Source organism: Pseudomonas sp. P4_B4, assembly GCF_056402255.1.
On record NZ_JBFUHS010000004.1, the window covers coordinates 277464 to 301620 of the forward strand.

At 61.6% G+C, this 24157-nt stretch carries 22 protein-coding genes and 1 pseudogene; 7 read left to right on the forward strand and 16 right to left on the reverse strand.

The window, feature by feature from the left end; translation table 11 throughout:
- The first annotated feature begins 210 nt into the window (after positions 1-210).
- Positions 211-1488, forward strand: coding sequence for an acetyl-CoA C-acetyltransferase (locus AC1DVE_RS07535; protein ID WP_223535122.1), 1278 nt, complete (start codon positions 211-213; stop codon positions 1486-1488).
- A gap of 80 nt (positions 1489-1568) precedes the next feature.
- Here the strand turns inward: AC1DVE_RS07535 and AC1DVE_RS07540 are convergent, their stop codons facing one another.
- Both AC1DVE_RS07540 and AC1DVE_RS07545 read right to left on the reverse strand, forming a co-directional pair.
- Positions 1569-2336: a methyl-accepting chemotaxis protein gene (locus AC1DVE_RS07540; protein WP_371319548.1), complete on the reverse strand. Its 768-nt coding sequence runs from the start codon at positions 2334-2336 to the stop codon at positions 1569-1571.
- Between the two features lie 90 nt (positions 2337-2426).
- Positions 2427-3848 (reverse strand): annotated as a pseudogene (locus AC1DVE_RS07545) (cache domain-containing protein); the annotation flags it as partial.
- 112 nt (positions 3849-3960) lie between these two features.
- On the opposite strand from AC1DVE_RS07545, the gene AC1DVE_RS07550 reads away from it, so the two are divergent.
- Positions 3961-4854 carry a PA4780 family RIO1-like protein kinase gene (locus AC1DVE_RS07550; RefSeq protein WP_223460179.1) on the forward strand — a complete coding sequence of 298 codons (894 nt, stop codon included), beginning with the start codon at positions 3961-3963 and terminating at the stop codon, positions 4852-4854.
- 267 nt (positions 4855-5121) lie between these two features.
- Here AC1DVE_RS07550 and cueR read toward each other — a convergent pair whose 3' ends face one another.
- The 3 genes from cueR to AC1DVE_RS07565 form a co-directional block, all read right to left on the reverse strand.
- A complete protein-coding gene (gene cueR / locus AC1DVE_RS07555; RefSeq protein ID WP_223460177.1) occupies positions 5122-5535 on the reverse strand; it encodes a Cu(I)-responsive transcriptional regulator in 414 nt (137 codons plus the stop codon).
- Positions 5532-7925: a heavy metal translocating P-type ATPase gene (locus AC1DVE_RS07560; RefSeq protein WP_223460175.1), complete on the reverse strand. Its 2394-nt coding sequence runs from the start codon at positions 7923-7925 to the stop codon at positions 5532-5534. The genes cueR and AC1DVE_RS07560 overlap by 4 nt, the downstream gene beginning before the upstream one ends.
- Positions 7926-8012: 87 nt before the next feature.
- Positions 8013-8396, reverse strand: a complete 384-nt coding sequence (locus tag AC1DVE_RS07565) for a hypothetical protein (RefSeq protein ID WP_223533783.1) — start codon at positions 8394-8396, stop codon at positions 8013-8015.
- A gap of 148 nt (positions 8397-8544) precedes the next feature.
- Here AC1DVE_RS07565 and AC1DVE_RS07570 point away from each other — a divergent pair, with 148 nt between their 5' ends.
- Positions 8545-8742, forward strand: coding sequence for a heavy-metal-associated domain-containing protein (locus AC1DVE_RS07570; protein WP_223460170.1), 198 nt, complete (start codon positions 8545-8547; stop codon positions 8740-8742).
- A 90-nt stretch (positions 8743-8832) separates the two neighbouring features.
- Positions 8833-10029 (forward strand): multidrug effflux MFS transporter, encoded by a 1197-nt coding sequence (locus AC1DVE_RS07575; RefSeq protein WP_223460169.1) that lies wholly within the window; start codon positions 8833-8835, stop codon positions 10027-10029.
- Positions 10030-10037: 8 nt separating this feature from the next.
- On the opposite strand, the gene AC1DVE_RS07580 is transcribed toward AC1DVE_RS07575, so the two are convergent.
- Both AC1DVE_RS07580 and AC1DVE_RS07585 read right to left on the reverse strand, forming a co-directional pair.
- A complete protein-coding gene (locus AC1DVE_RS07580; RefSeq protein WP_223448310.1) occupies positions 10038-10211 on the reverse strand; it encodes a hypothetical protein in 174 nt (57 codons plus the stop codon).
- A gap of 263 nt (positions 10212-10474) precedes the next feature.
- Positions 10475-11488, reverse strand: coding sequence for a zinc-binding alcohol dehydrogenase family protein (locus AC1DVE_RS07585; protein ID WP_223460167.1), 1014 nt, complete (start codon positions 11486-11488; stop codon positions 10475-10477).
- Between the two features lie 124 nt (positions 11489-11612).
- On the opposite strand from AC1DVE_RS07585, the gene AC1DVE_RS07590 reads away from it, so the two are divergent.
- The gene (locus tag AC1DVE_RS07590) at positions 11613-12542 is read left to right on the forward strand and encodes a LysR family transcriptional regulator (RefSeq protein ID WP_223460165.1); all 930 of its coding nucleotides are present in this window, start codon (positions 11613-11615) and stop codon (positions 12540-12542) included.
- A gap of 315 nt (positions 12543-12857) precedes the next feature.
- A complete protein-coding gene (locus AC1DVE_RS07595) occupies positions 12858-13592 on the forward strand; it encodes an ArsR/SmtB family transcription factor (RefSeq protein ID WP_223460163.1) in 735 nt (244 codons plus the stop codon).
- 54 nt (positions 13593-13646) lie between these two features.
- Here AC1DVE_RS07595 and AC1DVE_RS07600 read toward each other — a convergent pair whose 3' ends face one another.
- The 6 genes from AC1DVE_RS07600 to AC1DVE_RS07625 form a co-directional block, all read right to left on the reverse strand.
- Positions 13647-14600 (reverse strand): adenosine deaminase, encoded by a 954-nt coding sequence (locus tag AC1DVE_RS07600; RefSeq protein WP_223460161.1) that lies wholly within the window; start codon positions 14598-14600, stop codon positions 13647-13649.
- Between the two features lie 82 nt (positions 14601-14682).
- Positions 14683-15648: an isopenicillin N synthase family dioxygenase gene (locus AC1DVE_RS07605; protein WP_477783865.1), complete on the reverse strand. Its 966-nt coding sequence runs from the start codon at positions 15646-15648 to the stop codon at positions 14683-14685.
- Positions 15649-15705: 57 nt separating this feature from the next.
- Entirely contained in the window at positions 15706-16788 is a 1083-nt protein-coding gene (locus tag AC1DVE_RS07610) for a BMP family ABC transporter substrate-binding protein (RefSeq protein WP_223460157.1), read from the reverse strand.
- Between the two features lie 329 nt (positions 16789-17117).
- Positions 17118-18476: an 8-oxoguanine deaminase gene (locus AC1DVE_RS07615; protein WP_223533781.1), complete on the reverse strand. Its 1359-nt coding sequence runs from the start codon at positions 18474-18476 to the stop codon at positions 17118-17120.
- Between the two features lie 247 nt (positions 18477-18723).
- Positions 18724-19413 carry an SDR family oxidoreductase gene (locus AC1DVE_RS07620; RefSeq protein WP_223533780.1) on the reverse strand — a complete coding sequence of 230 codons (690 nt, stop codon included), beginning with the start codon at positions 19411-19413 and terminating at the stop codon, positions 18724-18726.
- A gap of 19 nt (positions 19414-19432) precedes the next feature.
- Positions 19433-19789: a MerR family transcriptional regulator gene (locus tag AC1DVE_RS07625; protein WP_150727943.1), complete on the reverse strand. Its 357-nt coding sequence runs from the start codon at positions 19787-19789 to the stop codon at positions 19433-19435.
- An 81-nt stretch (positions 19790-19870) separates the two neighbouring features.
- Between AC1DVE_RS07625 and AC1DVE_RS07630 the strand changes: the two genes are divergently transcribed.
- A complete protein-coding gene (locus AC1DVE_RS07630) occupies positions 19871-20362 on the forward strand; it encodes a hypothetical protein (protein WP_223533779.1) in 492 nt (163 codons plus the stop codon).
- Here AC1DVE_RS07630 and AC1DVE_RS07635 read toward each other — a convergent pair.
- The 3 genes from AC1DVE_RS07635 to AC1DVE_RS07645 are packed head-to-tail and all read right to left on the reverse strand — an operon-like array spanning position 20359 to position 23968.
- Positions 20359-21285: an ABC transporter permease gene (locus AC1DVE_RS07635; protein WP_223533778.1), complete on the reverse strand. Its 927-nt coding sequence runs from the start codon at positions 21283-21285 to the stop codon at positions 20359-20361. The genes AC1DVE_RS07630 and AC1DVE_RS07635 overlap by 4 nt on opposite strands.
- Positions 21285-22391 (reverse strand): ABC transporter permease, encoded by a 1107-nt coding sequence (locus AC1DVE_RS07640; RefSeq protein ID WP_223460146.1) that lies wholly within the window; start codon positions 22389-22391, stop codon positions 21285-21287. The genes AC1DVE_RS07635 and AC1DVE_RS07640 overlap by 1 nt, the downstream gene beginning before the upstream one ends.
- An 11-nt stretch (positions 22392-22402) precedes the next feature.
- The gene (locus AC1DVE_RS07645; protein ID WP_223535131.1) at positions 22403-23968 is read right to left on the reverse strand and encodes an ABC transporter ATP-binding protein; all 1566 of its coding nucleotides are present in this window, start codon (positions 23966-23968) and stop codon (positions 22403-22405) included.
- Positions 23969-24157: the final 189 nt, after the last annotated feature.

The following is a 24157-nucleotide window of genomic DNA, read 5'->3' on the forward strand; positions in this document are numbered from 1 at the left end:
CGAAAGCTGGGGTTCAAAGTGTGGACCATGAATGGCGATCAGTCGTTCGATCCACGAGATAAGGCCTACGCTTGGTTACAGTGTAGGAGCGAGCCTGCTCGCGATGGCGATAAGTCAGTCGCCATCAATGTAGCTGACAGGCCGCCATCGCGAGCAGGCTCGCTCCTACAGGGGCGGTTTTCGATTTGAATCATTCACCAGGAGCTTTTCATGACCCAACTGCGCCGCGTTGCGATCATCGGTTGTAACCGGATTCCCTTCGCCCGCTCCAACGGCCCCTACGCCACGGCCAGTAACCAGGTGATGCTCACCGCTGCCCTCGAGGGCCTGATCGAACGCTACAACCTGCACGGCCAACGCATCGGCGAAGTGGTCGCCGGGGCGGTGCTCAAGTTGTCGCGGGACATGAACCTCACACGCGAGTGCGTACTGGGTTCGCGACTGTCGCCCACCACTCCGGCCTATGACATCCAGCAGGCGTGCGGCACCGGCTTGGAAGCGGCGCTGCTGGTGGCGAACAAGATTGCCCAGGGCCAGATCGACTGCGGCATTGCCGGTGGCGTGGACACCACCTCGGATGCGCCGATCAGTGTCAGCGAAGGCCTGCGCAAAATCCTCCTGCAAGCCAACCGCGCGAAAACCACCGGCGACAAACTGAAAACCTTTCTGCAATTGCGCCCCAGGCATCTGATCCCCGAATTCCCGCGCAACGGCGAGCCGCGTACCGGATTGTCCATGGGCCAGCATTGCGAGCTGATGGCCCAGACCTGGAACATCCCTCGCCAGGCACAGGATCAATTGGCGCTTGAGAGCCATCAGAAACTGGCCGCGTCCTACGCCGAGGGCTGGCACAACGACCTGATGACGCCGTTCCTGGGCCTGACCCGCGACAACAACCTGCGCCCGGACTCCACGCTGGAAAAGCTCGCCGCGCTCAAGCCGGCCTATGAGAAAAGCGCCAAGGGCACCCTGACCGCAGGCAACTCCACACCGCTGACCGATGGCGCGTCACTGGTGCTGATGGGCAGCGAGGAATGGGCCAAGGCACGCGGGTTACCGATTCTGGCCTACTGGCGTGACGGCGAGGCGGCGGCGGTGGATTTCGTCAACGGCGCCGAAGGGTTGTTGATGGCGCCGGTCTACGCCGTGCCGCGTTTGCTGGCGCGCAATGGCCTGACCTTGCAGGACTTTGACTACTACGAAATCCACGAAGCCTTCGCCGCGCAAGTGCTGTGCACCTTGAAGGCATGGGAAGATCCGGAATACTGCAAAACCCGTCTTGGTCTCGATGCGGCGCTGGGCTCGATCGATCGCAGCAGGCTCAACGTCAAGGGCAGTTCATTGGCGGCGGGGCATCCGTTTGCCGCCACGGGCGGGCGCATCATCGCCAACCTGGCGAAGTTGCTGGATGCGGCGGGCAAGGGGCGGGGACTGATTTCGATTTGCGCGGCGGGCGGGCAGGGTGTGACTGCCATTATCGAGCGCTGAGTGTTTAGCTCAGGGGGCCAGTACACTGAGTATCCCTGTGGTGAGGGGGCAAGCCCCCTCGCCACAGTTGATCGGTTCGCTTATGTACGAAACCTGCGCACCAACCCGTCCAGCTCATTCGACAACCCGGCCAGGCTTTGTGAGTCCAGACGTGCCGAGTTGGCCAGCTCCGCCACCAACTGCGCATCGCCATGGATCTGGCTGATGTGCCGGTTGATGTCTTCGGCCACTTGATGCTGTTGTTCCGCCGCCGTGGCGATCTGGGTGTTCATGTCGCGGATCACGTCCACCGACTCGCGGATCTGCCCGAAGCTGTTGCGCGCCTCGCCGATGCGTGTCACCGATTGCTGGGACACTTCCAGGCTGGCGTGCATCTGTTGGGTCACCTGGCTGGTGCGTTTGGCCAGGTTGCCCAGCAGTCCGTCGATTTCCGCCGTGGAGTCGGCCGTGCGCTTGGCCAGGGCCCGCACTTCGTCAGCCACCACGGCAAAACCGCGTCCCTGTTCACCGGCCCGGGCCGCTTCGATCGCGGCGTTCAGCGCCAGCAGGTTGGTCTGCTCAGCGATCGAGCGGATGGTCCCGAGGATCGACTGAATGTCGTTGCTGTCGCGTTCGAGCTGTTGCATCGACTGGGCCGACTGTTCGATTTCCTGGCTCAGGCGATCCACGCTGTTCACCGCCGCGTCGATCTGCTGCTGACCTTCGCGCGCCTGGCGCTGGCCACTGTCGGCAGACTCCGCCGCTTGGCTGCAAGAGCGCGCGACTTCGTTGGCGGTGGCGACCATTTCGTGGAACGCCGTGGAGACCATGTCCACCGCTTCACGCTGGCGTCCGGCGGCTTCGGCCATGTCGCTGGAGACCTGGGTCGAACTCTTGGACGTGGCGAGGATCTTGCCCGCCGCGCCGCCGATGTTCTGGATCAGGTTGCGAATCGCGGTCAGGAACTGGTTGAACCAGTTGGCCAGTTGCGCGGTTTCATCGTTGCCACGGATTTGCAGGTTCTGGGTCAGGTCGCCTTCGCCTTGGGCGATGCCTTCCAGGCCGCTGGCCACGCTGTGGATCGGGCGCACGATGAGGCTGGCAAAACTGGCTCCGACGATGGCGAAGATGACGGCCAGGACGGCGGCGATGATGGCGATCAACCAGGTCAACTGGGTCGCGGAGCTCATCACGTCGTCCTGTTTGATCAGGCCGATGAAGGTCCAGCCCAATTGCTCCGATGGCCAGACGTTGGCCATGTAGTGCTCGCCGTTCAGCTCCACTTCCACCAGGCCCTTGCCGGCCTTGGCCAGTTGCGCGTAGCCGTCGCCAAGGCTGTTCAGCGGTTTGAAGTTGTGTTCCGGTTGTTTCGGATCCACCAGGACCATGCCGGTGTTTTCCAGCAGCATCAGGTAGCCGGTTTCACCGAGCTTGATCTGTTTGACGATTTCGGTGAGCTGCTTGAGCGTCACGTCGATGCTGACCACGCCGCCGTTGGTGCCCAGCTTGTTGTCGATGGTGCGCACGGTGCTGACGTAGGTCGCGTCGTCCTGGGCCCAGTAGTAGGCCTCGGTGCGCAACGGCTTGCCCGGTTTGGCCTGGGCGGCCTTGTACCAGGGGCGCTGTCGCGGGTCATAGTTGCTCAGCTTCGGATCATCCGGCCACGACACGTAACCGCCCGCCGCCGTGCCGAGGATGGCATAGGCGTAGGCCGGGTGGCTGTTGCCCAGATCCTGGAGCAGGGCGAAGACTTTTTTGTCAGCCTCGCCTTGAGGGACGCTCTCGGCGTTGGCGGCCATGTAAGTCTTGAGGCTGTCGTCGGAGTTTCGGATCAACGGCTGCTTGGCCAGGTAATCGACGTTCTGGCTGATGCCGTCAAAGAACAATTGCATCGCGTTGCTGACCTGACGAATCTCGCGGGCACTGCCGTCGATGAATTCGTCCCTGGCATCACTGCGCAGGTTCAGCACAACGAGGGTGGCGACCAGCACCACGGGCAGGCAGGCGATGATTGCAAACGCCCAGGTCAACTTCTGTTTGATGTTCATCCGCGCTCCAGATTTTCTTGTAGGCCCACGCAGTGCAGATGACTCGCGGTTTATTGGCAGCCGTAAACGTTCTTGGTCAACCCGGATCCTTGAGTGCGGCATCGCTATTGTTGGGGGAGCGATTGTCGGACAAATCACTTTGTCACTAAGGACTTCGGCTGTTGTCGGAGGAAATTGAGGCCTGTTGGGAAAAATCCTACGGAAGGTATGAACGGTGGTGTCAGCTTCTGTCGCAATTGCCCTCAATGCCCTTGCACAACAAGTGACGCAGGCTCGGCTATGATCTGGAACGACCATGGCGGTCGTCGGTTTTACTTGATGAAATCGGTACATTGTGTGCTTCTGCAATGTTCATAAGTCGACAACCCCTCCCCCCGGTGAGTGGATTGCCGTATAACGAATGACTTTCGCGTGTTTGGTAATAAAGGACCCACAATAAAAGCTGATGAAGACTCCAAAACGCATTGAACCCCTGATCGAGGACGGTCTGGTCGACGAGGTGCTGCGCCCACTCATGAGTGGTAAAGAAGCAGCTGTTTATGTGGTGCGCTGCGGTAACCAGTTACGTTGCGCGAAGGTCTACAAGGAGGCGAATAAACGCAGTTTCCGTCAGGCGGCCGAGTACCAGGAAGGCCGCAAGGTGCGCAACAGCCGTCAGGCCCGGGCGATGGCCAAAGGCTCGAAGTTTGGCCGCAAGGAAACCGAAGACGCCTGGCAGAACGCCGAAGTGGCGGCGCTGTTCCGCCTGGCCAATGCCGGTGTGCGCGTGCCCAAGCCGTACGACTTCCTCGAAGGCGTGCTGCTCATGGAGCTGGTGGCCGACGAGTACGGCGATGCCGCGCCGCGTCTGAACGATGTGGTGCTGGAGCCGGATCAGGCCCGCGAGTATCACGCGTTTCTGATTTCCCAGATCGTGCTGATGCTGTGTACCGGTCTGGTGCACGGCGACCTGTCCGAGTTCAACGTGCTGCTGACGCCGACAGGTCCGGTGATCATCGACCTGCCGCAAGCAGTGGACGCGGCGGGCAACAACCACGCGTTCAGCATGCTGGAGCGCGATGTGGGCAACATGGCGTCCTACTTCGGGCGGTTTGCGCCGGAGTTGAAGAAGACCAAGTACGCCAAGGAAATGTGGGCCTTGTACGAGGCTGGCACCTTGCACCCGGCCAGTGTCCTGACCGGCGAGTTCGCCGACACGGAAGAGCTGGCCGACGTGGGCGGAATCATGCGCGAGATCGAGGCCGCGCGCCTGGATGAAGAGCGCAAGCAGGCCGTACGCGCGGCGGACGATGCTCCGCCGGGCAAGACCGAAGAACCGCCTCCACCTTGGATGCAGTGATCGGATAAAGAAAAACCCGGCTTCGGCCGGGTTTTTTGTGGGTGTCTACTTCCAAACACTGGAGAACTAATGTGGGAGCGGGCTTGCTCGCGAAAGCGGTGAGTCATGCAACATTGATGTCGACTGATACGACGCCTTCGCGAGCAAGCCCGCTCCCACAAGGATTGAGCCGGCCCACACATGTTCATACACCACAAACCCTGTGGGAGCGGCGGTGCGGCGATCCGACTTACCCGCGAAGGCGTCGGTACATCCAACACCAATAGGTCAGGCACGCACGGGGTCAGCACAACATCCCGACTCCAGATTCTTCAGAATCGGGCAATCCGGCCGATGATCGCCCTGGCAGTGCTCAACCAGGTCCTGCAAGGTGTCGCGCAACTGGCCGAGTTCACGGATCTTCTGGTTCAACTCATCGATGTGCTGGCGGGCCAACGCTTTCACATCGGCGCTGGCGCGCTGGCGGTCTTGCCAGAGGGTCAGCAACTTGGCGACCTCTTCCAGGGAAAACCCAAGGTCCCGCGAGCGCTTGATGAACGCCAGCGTGTGCAGGTCGTCATCGCCGTACACCCGGTAACCGCTGTCGGTGCGATGGGCCGCCTTGAGCAGGCCGATGGATTCGTAATAACGGATCATCTTTGCACTCAGGCCACTGTGGCGGGCCGCTTGGCCGATGTTCATCGGTTGTCCTCCAGGTCCTTGGGTTTCCAGGTTTTCAACAGTAGCGCATTGCTCACCACGCTGACGCTCGACAACGCCATGGCCGCACCGGCCAGCACTGGATTGAGGAAGCCGAACGCCGCCAGCGGAATGCCGATCAGGTTATAGACGAAGGCCCAGAACAGATTCTGCCGAATCTTGGCGTAGGTCTTGCGGCTGATCTCCAGCGCGGCCGGCACCAGTCGCGGATCGCCGCGCATCAGGGTGATGCCGGCTGCGTGCATGGCGACGTCGGTGCCGCCCCCCATGGCGATGCCGATGTCGGCGGCGGCCAGTGCCGGGGCGTCATTGATACCGTCACCGACCATCGCCACCACGCCGGTTTGTTTCAGTGCGGCGACCGTGGCGGCTTTGTCCGCCGGCAGCACTTCGGCATGCACATCGTGGATGCCCAGCGCCTCGGCGACCACCTTGGCGCTGCCGCGATTGTCGCCGGTCAGCAGGTGGCTGCTGATGTTCCGTGCGCTGAGTTGTTGCACCGCTTGCAGCGCGCCGGGCTTGAGGGTGTCACCGAAGGCGAACAGGCCCAGCACGCGGGGTTCGGGGGATTGCTCGATCAGCCAGGACAAGGTCCGGCCTTCTTTTTCCCAGTCGGTCGCCGAGTCGGCCAACGGCTCGGCATTCAAGCCGCTGTCCTCCAGCAGGCGACGATTGCCCAGCGCCAGGCGACGCCCTTCGAGGTTGCCGGCGATGCCGCGGCCGGTCAGGGATTGGCTGTCGCTGACATCGGCCACCTTCAATCCACGCTCGGCACAGGCACCCAGAACAGCCTTTGCCAACGGATGCTCACTGCCGCGTTGCAGGGCGCCGGCCCATTGCAGCAGGCTCGCCTCATTCCCGTCGATGGCACTCAGATGAGCGATGCGCGGGGCGCCGGAGGTCAGGGTGCCGGTCTTGTCGAATACCACCGCGCTGACTTCATGGGTACGCTCCAGTGCTTCGGCGTCCTTGATCAGAATCCCGTAGCGCGCCGCCACGCCGGTGCCGGCCATGATCGCCGTCGGCGTGGCCAGGCCCAGGGCGCACGGGCAGGCGATCACCAGCACCGCCACGGCGTTGATCAGCGCGGTTTCTATCGGCGCGCCATACAGCCACCAGCCGATCAGGGTAGCCAGGGCAATCAGCAGCACGGTGGGCACGAACACCTGGCTGACTTTATCCACCAGTTTCTGGATCGGCGCTTTTGCAGCCTGGGCGTCTTCCACCAGACGGATGATCCGCGCCAGCACGGTTTCCGCACCGAGGGCCTGGGTACGCACCATCAATCGACCTTCACCGTTGATCGCGCCACCGGTGACTTTGTCGCCGGGCTGCTTGGGCACCGGCAGGCTCTCGCCGCTGATCAGGGCTTCGTCGGCGTGGCTCTGGCCTTCAACCACTTCGCCGTCCACCGGGAAGCGTTCGCCGGGCTTGACCATCACCAGGTCATTGAGGTGCAGGGCGCTGATGGCGACGTCTTGCTCGTGGCCATCGATCACCCGAATCGCCCGTTCCGGGCGCAAGGCTTCGAGGGCGCGGATGGCGCTGGCGGTCTGGCGCTTGGCGCGGCTTTCCAGGTACTTGCCCAGCAGCACCAGGGCGATCACCACTGCCGAGGCTTCGAAATACAGATGCGGCATGCGCCCGGCGGCGGTGGCCCATTCGTACAGGCTCAAGCCATACCCGGCGCTGGTGCCCAAGGCGACCAGAAGGTCCATGTTGCCGGCCCCGGCGCGCACGGCTTTCCACGCGGCGATGTAAAACCGTGCGCCGAAGATGAATTGCACCGGCGTGGCCAAGGCAAATTGCGCCCAGGCCGGGAGCATCCAGTGCACGCCGAATGGCTGTAGCAGCATCGGCAATACCAGCGGCAAGGCGAGGGCGATGGCAATGATCAAGGCTTGGCGTTCGCGGTGCAGGCGCTGTTGCTGGTTGTCGGTTGGCGGGTGTTCGGCTTCCCATACGCTGGCGCTGTAGCCAGCCTTGGTCACCGCTGCGATCAAGGTTTGCGGATCGATCTGGCCGAGCAGTTCAAGGTGGGCGCGTTCGTTGGCCAGATTGACGCTGACGCTTTTCACTCCGACAATCTTGCCCAGCGCACGCTCGACGCGACCGACGCAGGAAGCGCAGGTCATGCCGTCGATGCTCAATTCCAGGCTCTGTTGCCGCACGCTATAGCCGGCCTTGGCCACGGCATCCATCAAGGCCGGCAGGCTGTCGCTGGGTGCCTGGACCCGCGCCTGTTCAGTGGCGAGGTTGACGCTGACGGCACTGGCGCCAATGACTTTGCTCAAAGCGCGCTCGACCCGCCCGGCGCAACTGGCGCAGGTCATGCCGGCAATCGGCAGGTCGAACGTGGTGGATTCGGACATCAGTCGCACTCCCTGTAGTAGATGACCACAGGATCAACCTTGCCATGCTGGCAAGGTCAAGTGCCATGTTTCAGATCAAGCAGCCGATCAGTAGCCGAGACCGGCGCGCTTGAGGTACATCCCTTCCTGCGTCATCGCGATCCGGTACTTGAGCACATCGCCGGCCTTGAGCTGGATATCCTGCGAACCCGGCGCGAGCATGCCCGGACTGCAACCCGGGACCTGGCCCGGCAGCAGTTTCAGGCGCAGCGAGACGATGCCCGGCGGCAGGTTGAACGAGGTGCTCTGTTCCTGGAACAGCCGCGCCGCCAGTTGATCCTGGATGTACACACCAATCTCGCAGCTGGTCGCGACTTCCAGGCGCTCGCGGGAAATGATCAGTACGCCATAATCCTGACCGGCAGCATTGACCGAAGACACGGCGGCGAAAAGGCTGAGAAAACCAAACAGGCTGAAAACTGACCAGCGCATGGCTGAATCTCCTGAGTTCGAGTCATTGATGGACGCAGCTTGGCCGAGCGTCGCGCCGATTGCCAGCCCGGCAGCTAGCTTCAGAACTTGACCTTGCCATGGTGGCAAGCTCGAAACTGGGTTCAAACCTCGGAAAAGGAGTCATCCCATGCAAGTGTTCAACGTTGAAGGCATGTCTTGTGGTCACTGTGTCAAGGCCATCACTCAGGCGGTCCAGGCCAAAGACCCGGCGGCCAGCGTGCAGGTCGATCTGGCGGCCAGGGAGGTCGGTGTCGAAAGTGCGCTGACCGCCCAGCAAGTGATCGAGGCGATCAGCGAAGAGGGTTACGGCGTCAAACTGGCCTGAATTTGATAGTTAGCGAGCTACCGGAATGTTCAAGGCGTCCATGCGCGGCTAGACTGTCGGGCTGCCGACTTCTGCCCCACTGGATGCCTGATGAACTTCCGTACCATTCTGATTCTCGGCGCCTTGAGCGCTTTCGGTCCGCTGGCGATCGATTTCTACCTGCCGGCCTTCCCGGCCATGGCCCTGGCTTTCGGGACGGACGAAAATCACGTTCAGATGACATTGGCGGCGTACTTCCTCGGCTTGTCCATCGGTCAGTTGGCCTATGGCCCGGTGGCGGATCGTTTCGGGCGACGCATTCCGTTGCTCACCGGTGTCGGCCTGTTCACCGCTGCCTCCGTGGCGTGCGCTTATGCGCCGAACCTGGAGTGGCTGATCGGCGCGCGTTTCATCCAGGCGTTGGGCGGTTGCGCGGGGATGGTGATTTCCCGGGCGGTGGTCAGCGACAAATGTGATGCGGTGGGTTCGGCGAAAGTCTTTTCGCAGTTGATGCTGGTGATGGGGCTTGCCCCGATCCTCGCGCCATTGCTGGGTGGGTTATTGGTCAACACCACAGGCTGGCAGTCGATCTTCCTGGCGTTGACCGGTTTCAGTGCGCTGGCAGGGCTGGCGGTGGCAACGGGATTGCCGGAAAGCTTGCCGGCCCACATGCCGCGTCAACCATTGTCGGGTGCGCTGCGTCAGTACGGCCGGTTGCTGGCTGACCCGATATTTCTTGGCCATGCCTTGACCGGGGGTATCGCCATCGCCGGGATGTTTGCCTACATCGCCGGTTCACCCTTCATCATCATCAAGCTCTACGGCGTTCCGGCCGAGCATTTCGGCTGGCTGTTCGGCACCAATGCGGCGGGCTTCATTTTGGTGGCGCAGGTCAACGCGCAGTTACTGGCCAAGCGTGGCCCGACGTTCTTGCTGGCGCGTGCGGTGTGGGTTTATCTGGCGGCCGGTTTGACCCTGCTCGCTGTCAGCTCTCTGCACCCGGCACACCTATGGCCGCTGCTGATTCCATTGTTCATCTGTATCGCCAGCCTCGGTTGCATCAGTCCCAACGCCGCGGCCTGCGCGATGAGCGGGCAGGGTGCACGGGCCGGCAGCGCGTCGGCGCTGCTCGGTTGCCTGCAATTCAGCGTGGCTGCCGGCGCCTCTGCGCTGGTGGGCGTATTGCACGACGGCAGCGCCGTGCCAATGGCCATGGTCATCAGCCTGTGTGGAATTCTGGTGGTGAGCGCAGCGGTGCTCACCCGGCGTTTGCAAAATGCCCGGGCGCTGGCGCAAGCCCAGGTTTGAGGCCGGAGTCAGCCGGCTGCACGCTGCGGGAGGAGGACGGGAATCTGATGAGGGGCCTGGATGCGGGCTTCAAGGGTACGCGTGAAGGCGCGAGCTTCTGCTTCGCTGCGGAACGTCACAGCATGTTGGTCTAAGCGAACTTGCCACTGGGACTTTGCCAGTTCTTTTATCAGGATCTTCATAGCCGAACTCCTCTCGCAAAAGATGTCTCGTAAAAGATGTCTTGTAAAAGACGTTACGCAAAAGAATGCCTCGCAGGAGATTCGATTGTAGTCCCGTATACGGTCACCATTGTGACAAGGATCAACTGTCGGACTGACGGTTGTAACTAAAAAAACACGGGTTTTCGAGGGGGCCCACAGAGGCTGTCTGCGACCGGGGCGTCCCGCTCGCAGACGGAAAACAGCAGAAGGCGATGAAATCAGCGGCGGTTTTTTTCAGCGCTTCAGAACCCTTCCAGCACAATCTTGCCCTTGGCCTTGCCGCTTTCCAGCAGGGCATGGGCACGGCGCAGATTGGCCGCGTTGATCGTGCCGAAGTGTTCGCCCACCGTGGTTTTCAGTGTCCCGGCGTCGATCAGCCAGGCGACGCGATTGAGCAGGTTGTGTTGCTCGATCATGTCCGCGGTTTCAAACAGCGAACGGGTGTACATGAATTCCCAGTGCAGTGACAGGCTCTTGGGCTTGAGCTTGGTCACATCCAGCGACTTGGGGTCATCGATCAGCGCCAGCTTGCCTTGGGGCGCCAATGCCTCGACCAGTTGGTCCAGGTGCTGGTCGGTCTGGGTCAGGCTGGCAACGTGGGTGACCTGATCCACGCCGGCACGCTTGAGTGCTTCGCTCAGTGGCTGGCTATGGTCGATCACCAGATCGGCGCCCAGTTCCTTCACCCAGCTTTGGGTCTGCGCACGCGAAGCGCTGCCGATGACTTTCAGGGCCGTCAGTTGGTGAGCGAGTTGCGTAAGCATCGAGCCCACGCCACCCGCCGCGCCGACGATCAACAGGCTCTGGCCTTCGTCGGTTTTGCCTTCGCGCACTTGCAGGCGCTCGAACAACAGTTCCCAGGCCGTGATCGCGGTGAGCGGCAGGGCAGCGGCCTCGGCGAAACCCAGGGTCTTTGGCATATGGCCGACGATGCGCTCGTCCACCACATGCAACTCGCTGTTGCCGCCCGCACGCGCGATGGAGCCGGCGTAATACACCTTGTCGCCGGCCTGGAACAGCGTCACCTCACTGCCCACCGCCTTGACCACACCGGCCACATCCCAACCCAGCACCTTGGCCGCACCACCTTCGGGCTGGACGTTCTGGCGCACCTTGGTGTCTACCGGGTTGACCGAGATGGCTTTGACTTCCACCAGCAAGTCGCGGGGGCCGGCGACTGGCTCCGGCAGTTCGATGTTTTGCAGAGCCTTGTCGTCACTGATCGGCAACGAGGCGTAGTAGGCAATGGCTTTCATGGGGGGCTCCGGAAGACTAATAAAGAAGAGATTCGATGAGGCAGATGATTGGCTATTTCTCCTGAAGATAAAACCGGCTAAAAGAGCAGTCTCTTTCAATATTTTTTTGATAATCGGTGCTCTGATGCTGCGTTTCGATGACTTGCAGTTGTTTGTCCGGGCGGCGGACCTGGGCAGTCTGTCCGCCGCCGCGCGGGGCATGGACATGTCGGCGGCGGTGGCCAGTGCGGCGCTCAAGCGCATCGAACAGCAACTCGGCGCCCGATTGTTGGCCCGTTCGACCCGCAGCCTGCGCCTGACCGCCGAAGGCGAGGGCTTTCTCGAATACGCCCGCGCGGCCCTGAGCAATCTCGACGAGGGCCGGCGATTGCTGGCCAGTGGTCAGGACCAGGTCAGCGGGGTGCTGCAACTGTCGGCGCCATCGGACTTTGGCCGCAACCTGCTGCTGCCCTGGCTCGACGAGTTTCAACGCGAGCACCCGAAACTCACCGTGCGTCTGCTGCTGGGGGACCGCATCGCCGACCTGTTCCGCCAACCGGTGGACATTGCCCTGCGCTACGGTGAGCCGGAGGACTCCAGCCTGGTGGCGCTGCCCATTGCCCCGCAGAACCGCCGGGTGCTGTGCGCCGCTCCCGGCTATCTGGCCCGGCATGGCGAGCCGCGGCATCTGGAGCAACTGGCACARCACAATTGCCTGTTGTACATGCTCGGCAGCCGGGTCCACGATCACTGGAGTTTTCACGATGGCAAACGCGAAGTCAGCCTGACCGTCAGCGGCGATCGTTTCAGTGACGATGCCGATGTCGTGCGCCTTTGGGCCGTGGCAGGAGCCGGGATCGCTTACAAGTCCTGGCTCGATGTGGCCGCCGATGTACTGGCCGGCCGCTTGAAGGTGCTGATGCCGGAGCTGCTCTGTGAGCGCGCACCGTTGAATCTGTTGTGCGCCCATCGCGCACAATTGAGTAAGCCGGTGAACCTGTTGCGTGAAATGCTTGCCAGCCGTTGCACCCTTTTGAGCAGTCAATTTCCAGGCTTTGCGGAAATCGATCATTAGTCGCACGAAAAAAGAGAAATTTCCCTCAGGAACGATCACCACCTATGCCGGGCGGAGGAAAGGATCCGCCGACCAACCCGCATATACTAGCGCCCTCATCATGTAAGTAGCGTCGATCCCCAATGGCGGGTCCACGTTCGAGTCGGCCCGGCTGCACGGTCATCCTTCTGGCCTTCGCAGCATCGGTCAGGCAGCGCTAATGAGTGAGCAAGGCGTTGCCGGGCTTATGGCAGTTTCCACGGATTGGCCGACGACACATTACTGGTCAAGATTTCTCTGGACAGTAGACGAAACGATTCAACAGGGAGTGAATACATGGAACATGCACCTTGCATCAGCCAGATCGCCACATTGCTGGCTGACCCAAAGCGCAGCGCAATGATGTGGGCCTTGATGGATGGTTCGGCGCGAACAACCGAAGAGTTGGCATTGCTGGCCAGCCTGTCACCGTCTTCGGCCAGTGCACACCTGGGACGTTTGTCCGCCGGAGGTCTGCTGAGGGTTGAAAACCGCGGCCGCAAACGCTTCTTCCGCCTGGCCGCTCCCGAGGTCGGGGCGGCAATCGAAGCACTGGCCAGCGCGACCTTCGCCAGCGCACCCCAGGATATTCCGGACGTATTCAAGCGCAATGTGCCTCTCGCCAAACCCCGGGCGGTGCGTTCGTCATTGTTGAGTGCCCGACTGTGCGACGATCACTTGGGGGGCACCCTGTCCGCCGATCTGTATCAGCGACTGCTGGAGGCAGGCTGGATCGAACACTTTGATCAGCGGGTCACGGTCACGCTCAAGGGCGCGACGGAGTTGGCGGCACGGGGCGTGTTCATCCAGGCGCTGGCCCATCACAACGGCAGGGTTGCCTGCGCCTGCCCTGACTGGAGCGAAAGACGCCCGCACTTGGGCGGCTCGCTGGGCGCGGCACTGTTGCAGCTGTTCATGCAGTCGGGGTGGCTGAGCCTGCCCAATGATTCCCGAGCCTTGCAGGTGACGGCCTCAGGGCAACGCGAAATTCATCGCTTTGCCCAGGAGAGCGAGTTGGAAATGGCGCTTTAGTGCACCGGTGTGGGAGCGAACGCACTCGCTCCCGCCGGGCTTTGGCGCTGAACCTTACGGTTTCACCAACCGCGCATCGAGGCTGTTCTGCGCCAGGCGTTTGGCCTGATCCTGGGTCATGCCCAGGTGGGTGTGCAGCGCATGGAAGTTCTCGGTGACATAACCGCCGAAGTACGCCGGGTCATCGGAGTTCACGGTCACTTTCACGCCGCGTTCCAGCATGTCGAGAATGTTGTGCTGCGACATGTGATCGAACACGCAAAGCTTGGTGTTCGACAACGGGCACACGGTCAGCGGGATCTGCTCGTCGATGATTCGCTGCATCAGGCGCTCGTCTTCGATGGCGCGCACGCCATGGTCGATGCGCTGGATTTTCAGCAGGTCGATGGCTTCCCAGATGTACTCGGGCGGGCCTTCTTCACCGGCGTGGGCGACGGTCAGGAAGCCTTCGTGACGGGCACGGTCGAACACGCGCTGGAACTTGCTTGGCGGGTGGCCCATTTCGGAGCTGTCCAGGCCCACGGCGACGAACGCATCGCGGAACGGCAGCGCCTGGTCGAGGGTTTTCTGCGCTTGGTCTTCACTCAGATGGCGCAGGAAGCTCAGGATCAAACCACTGGTGATGCCCAGTTGCTGCTCGCCATCCTTCAGCGCGGCGGCGATGCCGTTGAGCACCACTTCGAACGGAATGCCACGGTCGGTGTGGGTCTGCGGGTCGAAGAACGGTTCGGTGTGAATCACGTTCTGCTCTTTGCAACGCAACAGGTACGCCCAGGTCAGGTCATAGAAATCCTGGGACGTGCGCAACACATCGGCACCCCGGTAATACAGGTCGAGGAACTCCTGCAGGTTGTTGAAGGCATACGCCTTGCGCAAGGTTTCGACGTCGTCCCAAGGCAAGGCAATTTTGTTGCGCTCGGCCAGGGCGAACAACAGCTCGGGCTCCAGCGAGCCTTCCAGGTGCAGGTGCAATTCTGCCTTGGGCAGGGCGTTCAGCCAGTCGTACATAATTCTTTTCTCATCAGGTGCAATGGTCGCCATTCTACAGAGGGTTGCCGCAACAATTGGTAAAACCTGACCAGGCGGTTCATCACACCGTTTCCAGTTCCCGTCGATAAGCGTAAGTATCGGCGAAGCGCGAGAGCAGGAACTCGGCGCAGGCTGTGGCCGGATATTTCGCCGGGTGCAATGCATCCTGACAACCGGGCAGGCATTCGATGGGGGTGTCCGGGTGCGGCTCGGCGAAGAACGGCATCGAATAACGATCCACACCGAGCGGGCTGATCACCCGGTGCGGCGTCGACAGGTAACGGTCGTTGCTCCAGCGCGCCATCATGTCGCCCAGGTTGACCACGAACGTACCTTCGATCGGCGGCGCGTCGATCCATTCGCCTTTGACGTTGCGTACCTGCAAGCCACCGGCGGCGTCCTGATAGAGCAGGGTGATGCAACCGTAGTCGGTGTGCGCCCCGGCACCTTGCTGATCTTCGGAGCTGGCGGTGTGGCGCGGCGGGTAATGAATCATCCGCAGCACGCTGACCGGGTCATTGAAGCGTGTGTCGAAGAAGTCGCGCTCAATCCCCAGCGCGATGGTCATGGCCCGCAACAGCGTTTGCGCCAGGGCTTGCATGTCGACGTAGTGCTGTTCCATCAACGCTTCCCAGCCGGGGATGGACGGATGGCGATTGGGGCCGCGCAAGGGTTTTTCCGCCAGTACGTCAGGGTGCCCGGCCGGCAGGTGCAGGCCCATGTCGAAGGTTTCTTTGAGGTCGCTGGGTTTGCTCGGGTCCAGTTGCTCGGTGGCGATGGCGCCGTAGCCGCGATGGTGACGGGTCTGGGTGATGTCGATCTTGAGCTTTTCGGCGGTGGGTTGGGCGAAGAAGCGTTTGGCGTGATCAAGCAGGGCGTTGATGCGAGCCGCTGAAATCGGATGGCCCTTGATGTAGAAGAAACCCCACTCGCGGCAGGCGAGGTCGATTTGCCCGGCCACGGCTGGCCAGGCGGATGGGTCTTCGCTGTAGAGCGGGGTGATGTCGATGATCGGAAGGCTATTCATGCGCAATCCTTAAGAACGCTGAAGATCCAATGTGGGAGTTGTGCTGTGGCTGAAAATTTACTTCGGAATCTCGGCCTTCATGCCTTCCACGTAGTAATTCATCGACGCCAGTTCCGCCGTGGTCGCGCACACACCCGCCGGGATTTTCTCGATCCCGGCCTGATCCTTGATCGGCCCGGTGAACAGTTGCAGCGCACCGCTCTTGATGTCGGCGATGAGTTGCTCGGCTTCGCTCTTCACCGTCGCCGGCACCAGGTCGCTGATCGGCAGCTCAACGGTGCCTTCCTTCAAACCGCCCCAGTAGTCCTGGGGTTTCCAGTTATGGTCGATCACGCTTTGGGTTGCCTGGACGTAGTGCGGGCCCCAATCGTTGACGATGGAGGTCAGTACCGCTTTCGGCCCGAAGTGCGCCATGTCCGAAGCGTAGCCCACGGCATACACGCCGCGACGTTCGGCGGCCTGGATCGGCGCGGGGCTGTCGGTGTGCTGGAACACCACGTCCACGCCCTGGTCGATCAGCGCGTTGGCGGCGTCCGCTTCCTTGCCAGGATCGAACCACGAGTTGACCCACACCACCTTGATCTCGGTGCCGGGGTTGTACTTGTTCAGGGCCAACTGGATGGCGTTGATGTCGCGGATGACTTCCGGGATCGGGAACGAAGCGACGTAGCCGATTTTCTTGGTCTTGGTCATCTTCGCCGCGAGGAAGCCGCCGACGTAGCGACCCTCGTAAGTGCGCGCCAGGTAAGTGCCGAGGTTCTTGTCCTGCTTGTAGCCGGTGGCGTGTTCGAAGGTCACCTTGGGAAACTGCTTGGCGACTTTCACGGTCGGGTTCATGTAGCCGAAGGAGGTGGTGAAGATCAGGTCGTATTTATCCTTGGCCATGTTGCGGATCACCCGCTCGGCGTCGGCACCTTCGGCGACGTTTTCCACGTAGTTGGTGGTGATCTGCGAGCCGAATTTTTCCGCGAGTTCCTTGCGCCCCTGTTCATGCTGATACGTCCAGCCGTGGTCACCGATCGGGCCGATATAGACGAAGCCGACTTTCAGCGGGTCAGCGGCTACGGCGGCCAGGCTAGCGCTCAGACCGATGGCCGCCGCAACGGCGCAAAGCAGCTTCTTCAACGGACGGTTGTGCATGAATTGGAACTCCATTTTGTTGTGAGGTTGGCTGGGCTCTCTGGCTTGCACAGGGCAATGCAAATTGCTGACCAACAAGACAACAAAACTTGAATCCGCGGTGATGCTATCGCGAGCAGGCTCGCGAAAGGTCCTTGAAGTCCGATAACAGTGCATGTCCTTGCACAGTTGCCATCCACTGGTGCGCCAATCCAGATGGTCATGACTCTCCACAAAACCAATGTGGGAGCGAGCCTACTCGCGAAGACGGAGTGTCAGTCGACATCGTCAGTGACTGAAATACCGCCATCGCGAGCAGGCTCGCTCCCACAGTTTTAATCGGTGTTGTATCAGGTCCCGGCGATCAGTTGCCGCGCCGCCTGGCTGTGATCAGCAATCAATCCCTTCAGGTCCAGACCTTCGACCTGCCCATCGATCACCCGCCACTTGCCGCCGACCATCACCCGGTCCGCGCGATCGGCGCCGCACAGCAACAATGCCGAGACAGGATCATGGCTACCGGAGAAGCGCAATTCATCCAGCTTGAACATCGCCAGGTCAGCCTGCTTGCCCACTGCCAACTCGCCGATGTCGGTACGGCCCAGCAGGCTCGCCGAGCCCTTGGTCGCCCAGCCCAACACGCGCTCCGGGGTGATCTTCTCGGCGCCGTAGCGCAGGCGCTGGATGTACAACGCCTGGCGCGCTTCGAGCATCATGTTCGAGGCATCGTTGGACGCCGAACCGTCCACGCCCAAACCAAGCAGGGCACCGGCATCGGTCAAGTCGATACTCGGGCAGATGCCCGAGGCCAAGCGCATGTTCGAACTCGGGCAATGGCAAATGCCGGTGCCGGCGGCGCCGAGGCGGGCGATTTCGTCCGGGTTGAAATGGATGCCATGGGCCAGCCAGGTACGCGGGCCGAGCCAGCCGACACTGTCCAGATAGTCCACGGTGCGCAGGCCGAAGCGTTGCAGGCAGAAATCTTCTTCGTCGAGGGTTTCTGCCAGGTGGGTGTGCAGACGCACGTCGAGTTTGTTCGCCAGCTCGGCACTGGCCGACATGATTTCCGGCGTCACAGAGAACGGCGAGCACGGTGCCAGGGCGATCTGGATTTGCGCGCCATCACCGCGTTCGTGGTACTCGGCGATCAACCGCTGGCTGTCGGCGAGGATCACTTCGCCTTCCTGCACGGTCTGTTGCGGCGGCAGGCCACCGTCCTTTTCGCCGAGGCTCATGGAACCGCGGGTCAGCATGGCGCGCATGCCCAACTCGCGAACGCTCTCGACTTGCACGTCGATCGCGTTTTCCAGACCTTCCGGGAACAGGTAGTGGTGGTCGGCGGCGGTGGTGCAACCGGACAGCAGCAATTCAGCCAACGCGACCTTGGTGGCGAGGGCGAGTTTTTCCGGGGTCAGGCGAGCCCAGACCGGGTACAGGGTTTTCAGCCACGGGAACAGCGGCTGATTGACCACCGGCGCCCAGGCGCGGGTCAGGGTTTGATAGAAGTGGTGATGGGTGTTGATCAAGCCCGGCAGGATCACATGCTCGCGGGCATCGAACACTTCATTGCATGGGACGGACGGTTGTTGACCGGTGCCGAGTACTTCGACGATCAAACCGTCTTGCAGCACCAGGCCGCCACGAGCATCGAGACCGTTGGAGGTGAAAATGGCGAGGGGATTTTTTAACCAGGTACGGGTCGCAGGCATGTTGGCCGGCTCCTCTGAAAGTTGGGTTCAGGGTTGCCAGCTCAGTGTTGCCCTGTCTGCTGATCCAGGTTCGCCGGGGAGGCGAGGTGCGCAGTGTCGATCAAAACGCTCTGGCGGGCAAGCCCAACCCGACCAGACGAAGAGTAGCCCCTGTAGGAGCGAGYTTGCTCGCGATGGAGTATCAGCTACATAGCTGTCGGCTGACACACCATCGCGAGCAAGCTCGCTCCTACAGTAAGGGTGGCGTTTACCAGGGAATGGTTTCACCCCGGTAATTGATGAAGTGATGCCCGCCCTTGCCGACATACGCATTCACCTGATCAACCAGGCCACGGGTGCTGGTTTCCACATCAATGTCCGCGCCTTCACCCCCCATGTCGGTTTTCACCCAGCCCGGGTGCAGCGACAACACGGTGAGCCCGGTTTCGCCCAACTGAGTGACGAAGCTGTTGGTCATGGAATTCAGCGCCGCCTTGCTGGCCTTGTACAGTGCCAGTTCCGGCGCATCGGGCATGGTCACGCTGCCCAGCACTGAACTCATGAACGCCAGCACGCCGGTGTCCGGGCGCAGTTGCTCGACAAAACGCTGGGCCAGGTTAATCGGCGCCACGGCGTTGGTGAAAAACAGCTGACCGACTTCGGCCATTGTCGCGCCGCCGTTTGGCGTCTGGACCTCCGGCCCCTTGACCCCGGCATTGACGAACAACAGGTCAAACACATCACCCTTGAGTTGTTGGCTCAGGGCGGACACCGCCTGCTGATCGTCCATGTCGAGCTTTTCGATCCGCACATTGCCCAGGGCCTGCAAGGCTTCGGCTTTTTGCGGATCGCGCACGGTGGCGGTGACTTGCCAGCCATCGGCCAACAGGGTTTTCACAAGCCCGAGGCCAAGCCCCCGGGAGGCGCCGATGATGAGTGCGGTTTTTGCCTTGGACATGAGTGGCTTCCTTGAAAGTTCAGGATCGTGGATTCAATGGGCACTGTTGCCCGAGCCGTTGTTGCAACTCATCGCGCAGCGCGCCGAGTTCGGCCATGCGGGCTTCGATCAGTTTGAGTTTGTCTTGCAGCAGTTGCGTGACGGCGCTGTCCGGATCGGGCGATTGCCAGATTGTAGCGACGCTGTTGCCGATCTCGCCGAGGGTAAAGCCCAGCCGTTGAGCAGTCTTGATGTACTGCACCAGTTGCACCATGTCTGGTGGATAGTCGCGATAGCCGTTGGCGCTGCGTTGCGCCGCAATCAACCCACGCTGCTCGTAAAAGCGCAGCGTGTCGCGGCTGACGGCGCTGGCCTGGGCTAATTCACCGATGCGCATCATGACGTCTCGAGGGGCTTGACCCTGGAGCATACTCCAGGCTTTAGCCTTGTTGCTCCCTGAATTGATGGAGCAATGTCGATGTGGACTTCAGCGCAATATCGCCGGTTGGTGCAAGGCAGTGCCTGGTACGACCTGATCGTGACGGTCGCGTTTGTCACGCCGTGGAGTTTTGCGGCGTTGCATGGGCTTTTGACGGGGGTGAGTCAGGCGTTGAGTTTGCCCGGTGAGCTGCCACCGTTCGAACCGGTGCACATGTTGATGGCGAATCTGCTGGGCTCGATTGTCTGCGTATGGGCGGTGCTGCGGATTCGTGATCCGCAGCAGGTTTATGGGCGGTATGACGCCGTGGCCAGATTCCTGTTCTCGGCCTGGCAGGCATATGCCCTGGTTCATGGCGCGAGTTCGTTGCTGGTGGTTTTCCTGGTGTTTGAATTGGCGTGGGGCGTGGCTCAGGTGTTGCCTGTTCGGACGCTTTCGCGAGCAAGCCCGCTCCCACATTTGACCGAGTACACACCCATCCAATGTGGGAGCGGGCTTGCTCGCGAAGAGGCCCGCCCAAACAACCACTAATGCCCAGCCTGCCACGGCTGCCCCAACGAAACCGGCGCGTACAACCGTGTCCGCAGCGCATCCCGTGACAGCAGCACCAGCACCACAATGGTCGCGACATACGGCAGCATCGCCAGCAGACTCGACGGAATCGCCAGCCCCAACCCCTGCGCCACCAGGTGCAGGATGCTGGCGAGCCCGAACAGGTACGCGCCGAGCAGCAGGCGCCACACCCGCCAACTGGCGAACACCACCAGCGCCAGGGCAATCCAGCCGCGCCCGGCGCTCATGTTCTCCGCCCACATCGGTGTGTACGCCAGGGACAGATATGCTCCGGCCAACCCTGCCATCGCACCGCCGAACAACACCGCCAGGGTCCGCACAGCCAACACCGGCAAGCCCATGGCGCTGGCTGCCTCCGGGTTTTCCCCGACCGCCTGGATGAACAGCCCGACGCGGCTTTTCAGAATCACCCAGGCCACCAGCGCAAACAGCGCGAATGACAGATACACCAACAGGTCCTGGGTAAACAGCATTCGCCCGATCAGCGGGATTTCACTCAAATACGGAATCGCCAAGGGTTCGAATCCCGCCAGCGGCTTACCGACCCAAGCCGCACCGACGAAGGTCGACAGGCCCACGCCGAAAATCGTCAGGGCCAGACCGGTGGCCACCTGATTGGCGTTGAACACCAGCGCCACCAGGGCGAACAGTGATGACAACAGCATCCCGGCGAGCATCGCCAGCAACACGCCGAGCCACAGTTGGCCGGTGTTGAACGCGACGATGAAACCGATCACCGCGCCAAACAGCATCATGCCTTCCTGGCCGAGGTTGAGGACGCCGCTTTTCTCGCAGATCAGTTCCCCCAACGCCACCAGCAGCAACGGCGTGCCGCAGCGGACCATGGCATAGAAAATATTGCTCAGCAGATCGATATCCATCACAACGCTCCTGCTTGTACGGCGGTGGCTTGGGCGCGGCGGGTCCAGCGCAGGTTCAAGCGCGGTCGGTAGAGAATCAGCACGTCACTGGCCAGCAGGAAAAACAGCATCATGCCCTGGAACAATTGGGTGATCGCTTGCGGCAGGTTCAGGCTCATTTGTGCGCTTTCTCCGCCGATATACAGCAGCGCCATCAACAGGCTGGAAAACAGGATGCCGACAGGATTCAAGCGGCCGAGAAATGCCACGGTGATCGCCGCATAGCCGTAGCCCGGTGAGACCTGCGGCACGAGCTGGCCGATGGGGCCGGTGACTTCGCACACACCAGCCAGCCCTGCCAGGCCGCCGCTGATCAACAGTGCGAGCCAGATCAGGCGCTTCTCGCGAAAGCCGACGAAACCGGCGGCACGCTTGTCCAGCCCGAGCACCTTGATCTGGAAACCGACAAAGCTTTTCTGCAACAGCACCCACACGGTCACCAATGCGAGCAGGGCGAAATACACCCCGGCGTGAACCCGGCCATCTTCCATCAGTAGCGGCAAGCGGCTGGTGTCACCGAACATTGCTGACTCGGGGAAGTTGAACCCGGCGGGATCTTTCAAAGGGCCGTGAACGCAGAACAGCAGCAGGTTCAGTGCGATGTAGTTGAGCATGATGCTGGTCAGGATCTCATTGGCGTTGAAGCGCGTGCGCAACCACGCCGTCAGGCCGGCCCACGCGGCGCCCGCCAGAGTGCCTGTCAGCAGGATCAGCACCAGCGCCCAGCGGCTTTGCATATCGATGATGTTCACCGCCAGCGCACTGCCGGCCAGCGCACCGAGCAGCAGTTGACCTTCGGCACCGATGTTCCAGATGCGCGCCTGATAGGCGACCGCCAGGCCCAACGCGCAGAGCAGAATCGGCAGGGCTTTGACTAGCAATTCGGAGACGCCATACAGGTCGCTGACAGGCGCGATCAGCAAGGTGTGCAAGGTCAGCAGCGGGTCGTGCCCGAGCGCGATAAACAACAAGGATCCACAGCCCAGGGTCAGTGCAGCCGCCAGCAACGGCGAGCACCACAGCATCAGGCGCGATTGCTGGCCGCGGGGTTCAAGAGAAAGCAGCATGTGACACTCCGTTAACGCGTGGCGGATGCGAGTGATTGAGGGGCGCCGAACTGGCCGGCCATCCAGCCGCCGACATCGCTCAGGCGCGTGTCGACGGTGGCGTGGAGCGCTGACAGCCGACCGCCGCACAAGGCGCCGAGGCGGTCGCTGATCTGGAACAGTTCGTCGAGGTCTTCGGAAATCACCAGGATCGCCGCGCCGGCATCGCGCAAGGCAATCAAGGCGCGGTGAATGGTGGCGGCCGCGCCGACGTCCACGCCCCAGGTCGGGTGTGCGGCGACCAGCAGTTTCGGTTGCTGAAGGATTTCCCGGCCGAGAATGAATTTCTGCAAGTTGCCGCCGGACAGGCTGCGGGCCGGAGCCTGGCTATCGGGCGTCTTGACCCCGAAACGGTGGATGATTTCCTCGGCCAGTGCTTCGACTTTGCCGCGCTGGATCAGGCCGTTACTCACCAGTCCTTGCTGGAAAGCGGTCAGCAGCGCGTTGTCCGCCAGGCTCAGCTCCGGCACCGCACCATGACCCAGGCGTTCGGCGGGAACGAACACCTGGCCGAGTTGGCGGCGAGCATCGGGACGCAAATGGGCGACTGGCTCCTTGCCAAAACGTATCGTCGCGCTGGCGTTGCGGGGCAGCAGTGCTTCGCCGCTGAGTAAGGCCAGCAATTCATCCTGGCCATTACCGGCGACACCGGCGATGCCGACAATTTCACCGCGGCGCACTTCAAGGTCGATGTTGGCAAGCGAGCAGCCGAACGGGTCCGGGTTGCGCCAGGACAAGCCACGGACATCAAGGAACGCATCACCTCCAGTAACCTTCGGATAGTCTGCGATCAACTCCGCCGCTTCACCGACCATCAAGCGCGCCAGTTGTTGATCCGAACACTCGGCCGGCACGCAATGGCCGGCCACCCGACCGCCTCGTAAAACCGTTGCGCTGTGGCATAACGCGCGAACTTCCCCGAGCTTGTGGCTGATGAACAAAATGCTGCAGCCCTCGGCGGCGAGCCGGCGCAGGGTGGCGAACAAGTCGTCGGCCTCTTGCGGCGTCAGCACCGAAGTCGGTTCATCGAGAATCAACAGGCGGATGTCCTGCATCAGGCAGCGAATGATCTCCACCCGTTGCCGTTCACCGATCGACAGGCTGTGGACAAGTCGCTCAGGTTCCAGCGCCATGCCGTAGCGCCGGGACACTTCGCGAATCTTCGGCTCAAGCTGTTTGGGTGTGCCTGCCGCCGCACCCATGGCCAGGGCGATGTTCTGCGCCACGCTCAGGGTTTCGAACAGCGAGAAATGCTGGAACACCATGCCGATTCCCAAACCCCGGGCCTGGGCCGGGTTGCGCAGGCTCACCCGCTGACCTTGCCAGATCACTTCGCCGGAATCGGCGTGGGTCACGCCGTAGATGATCTTCATCAGCGTGCTTTTGCCCGCGCCGTTTTCGCCGAGCAGGGCATGGATCTCGCCAGGGGCAATGGTCAGGTCGATGGCATCGTTGGCCAGGCAACCGGGGTAGCGTTTGCTGATTCTGTGCAGTTGCAGGCGCGGAATCGGATCGGGGATTGGAGCGCAATTGGGCATGACAGGCTCGGTGCTGTTGGACTTGTGCCTGTGGATAAAGCAATTTTCTGGCCACTAGGTCAGGAAAATGTCGAAGTCCTGCGACCAGAGGCGTTGAGTACGCAGCTTTCAAATGTGCCACGCAGAGCCCGGCACCACATGGGGGCAATGGTGCAATTCAAGCCCCAATTTTGCTCGTGCGCTTTTGCT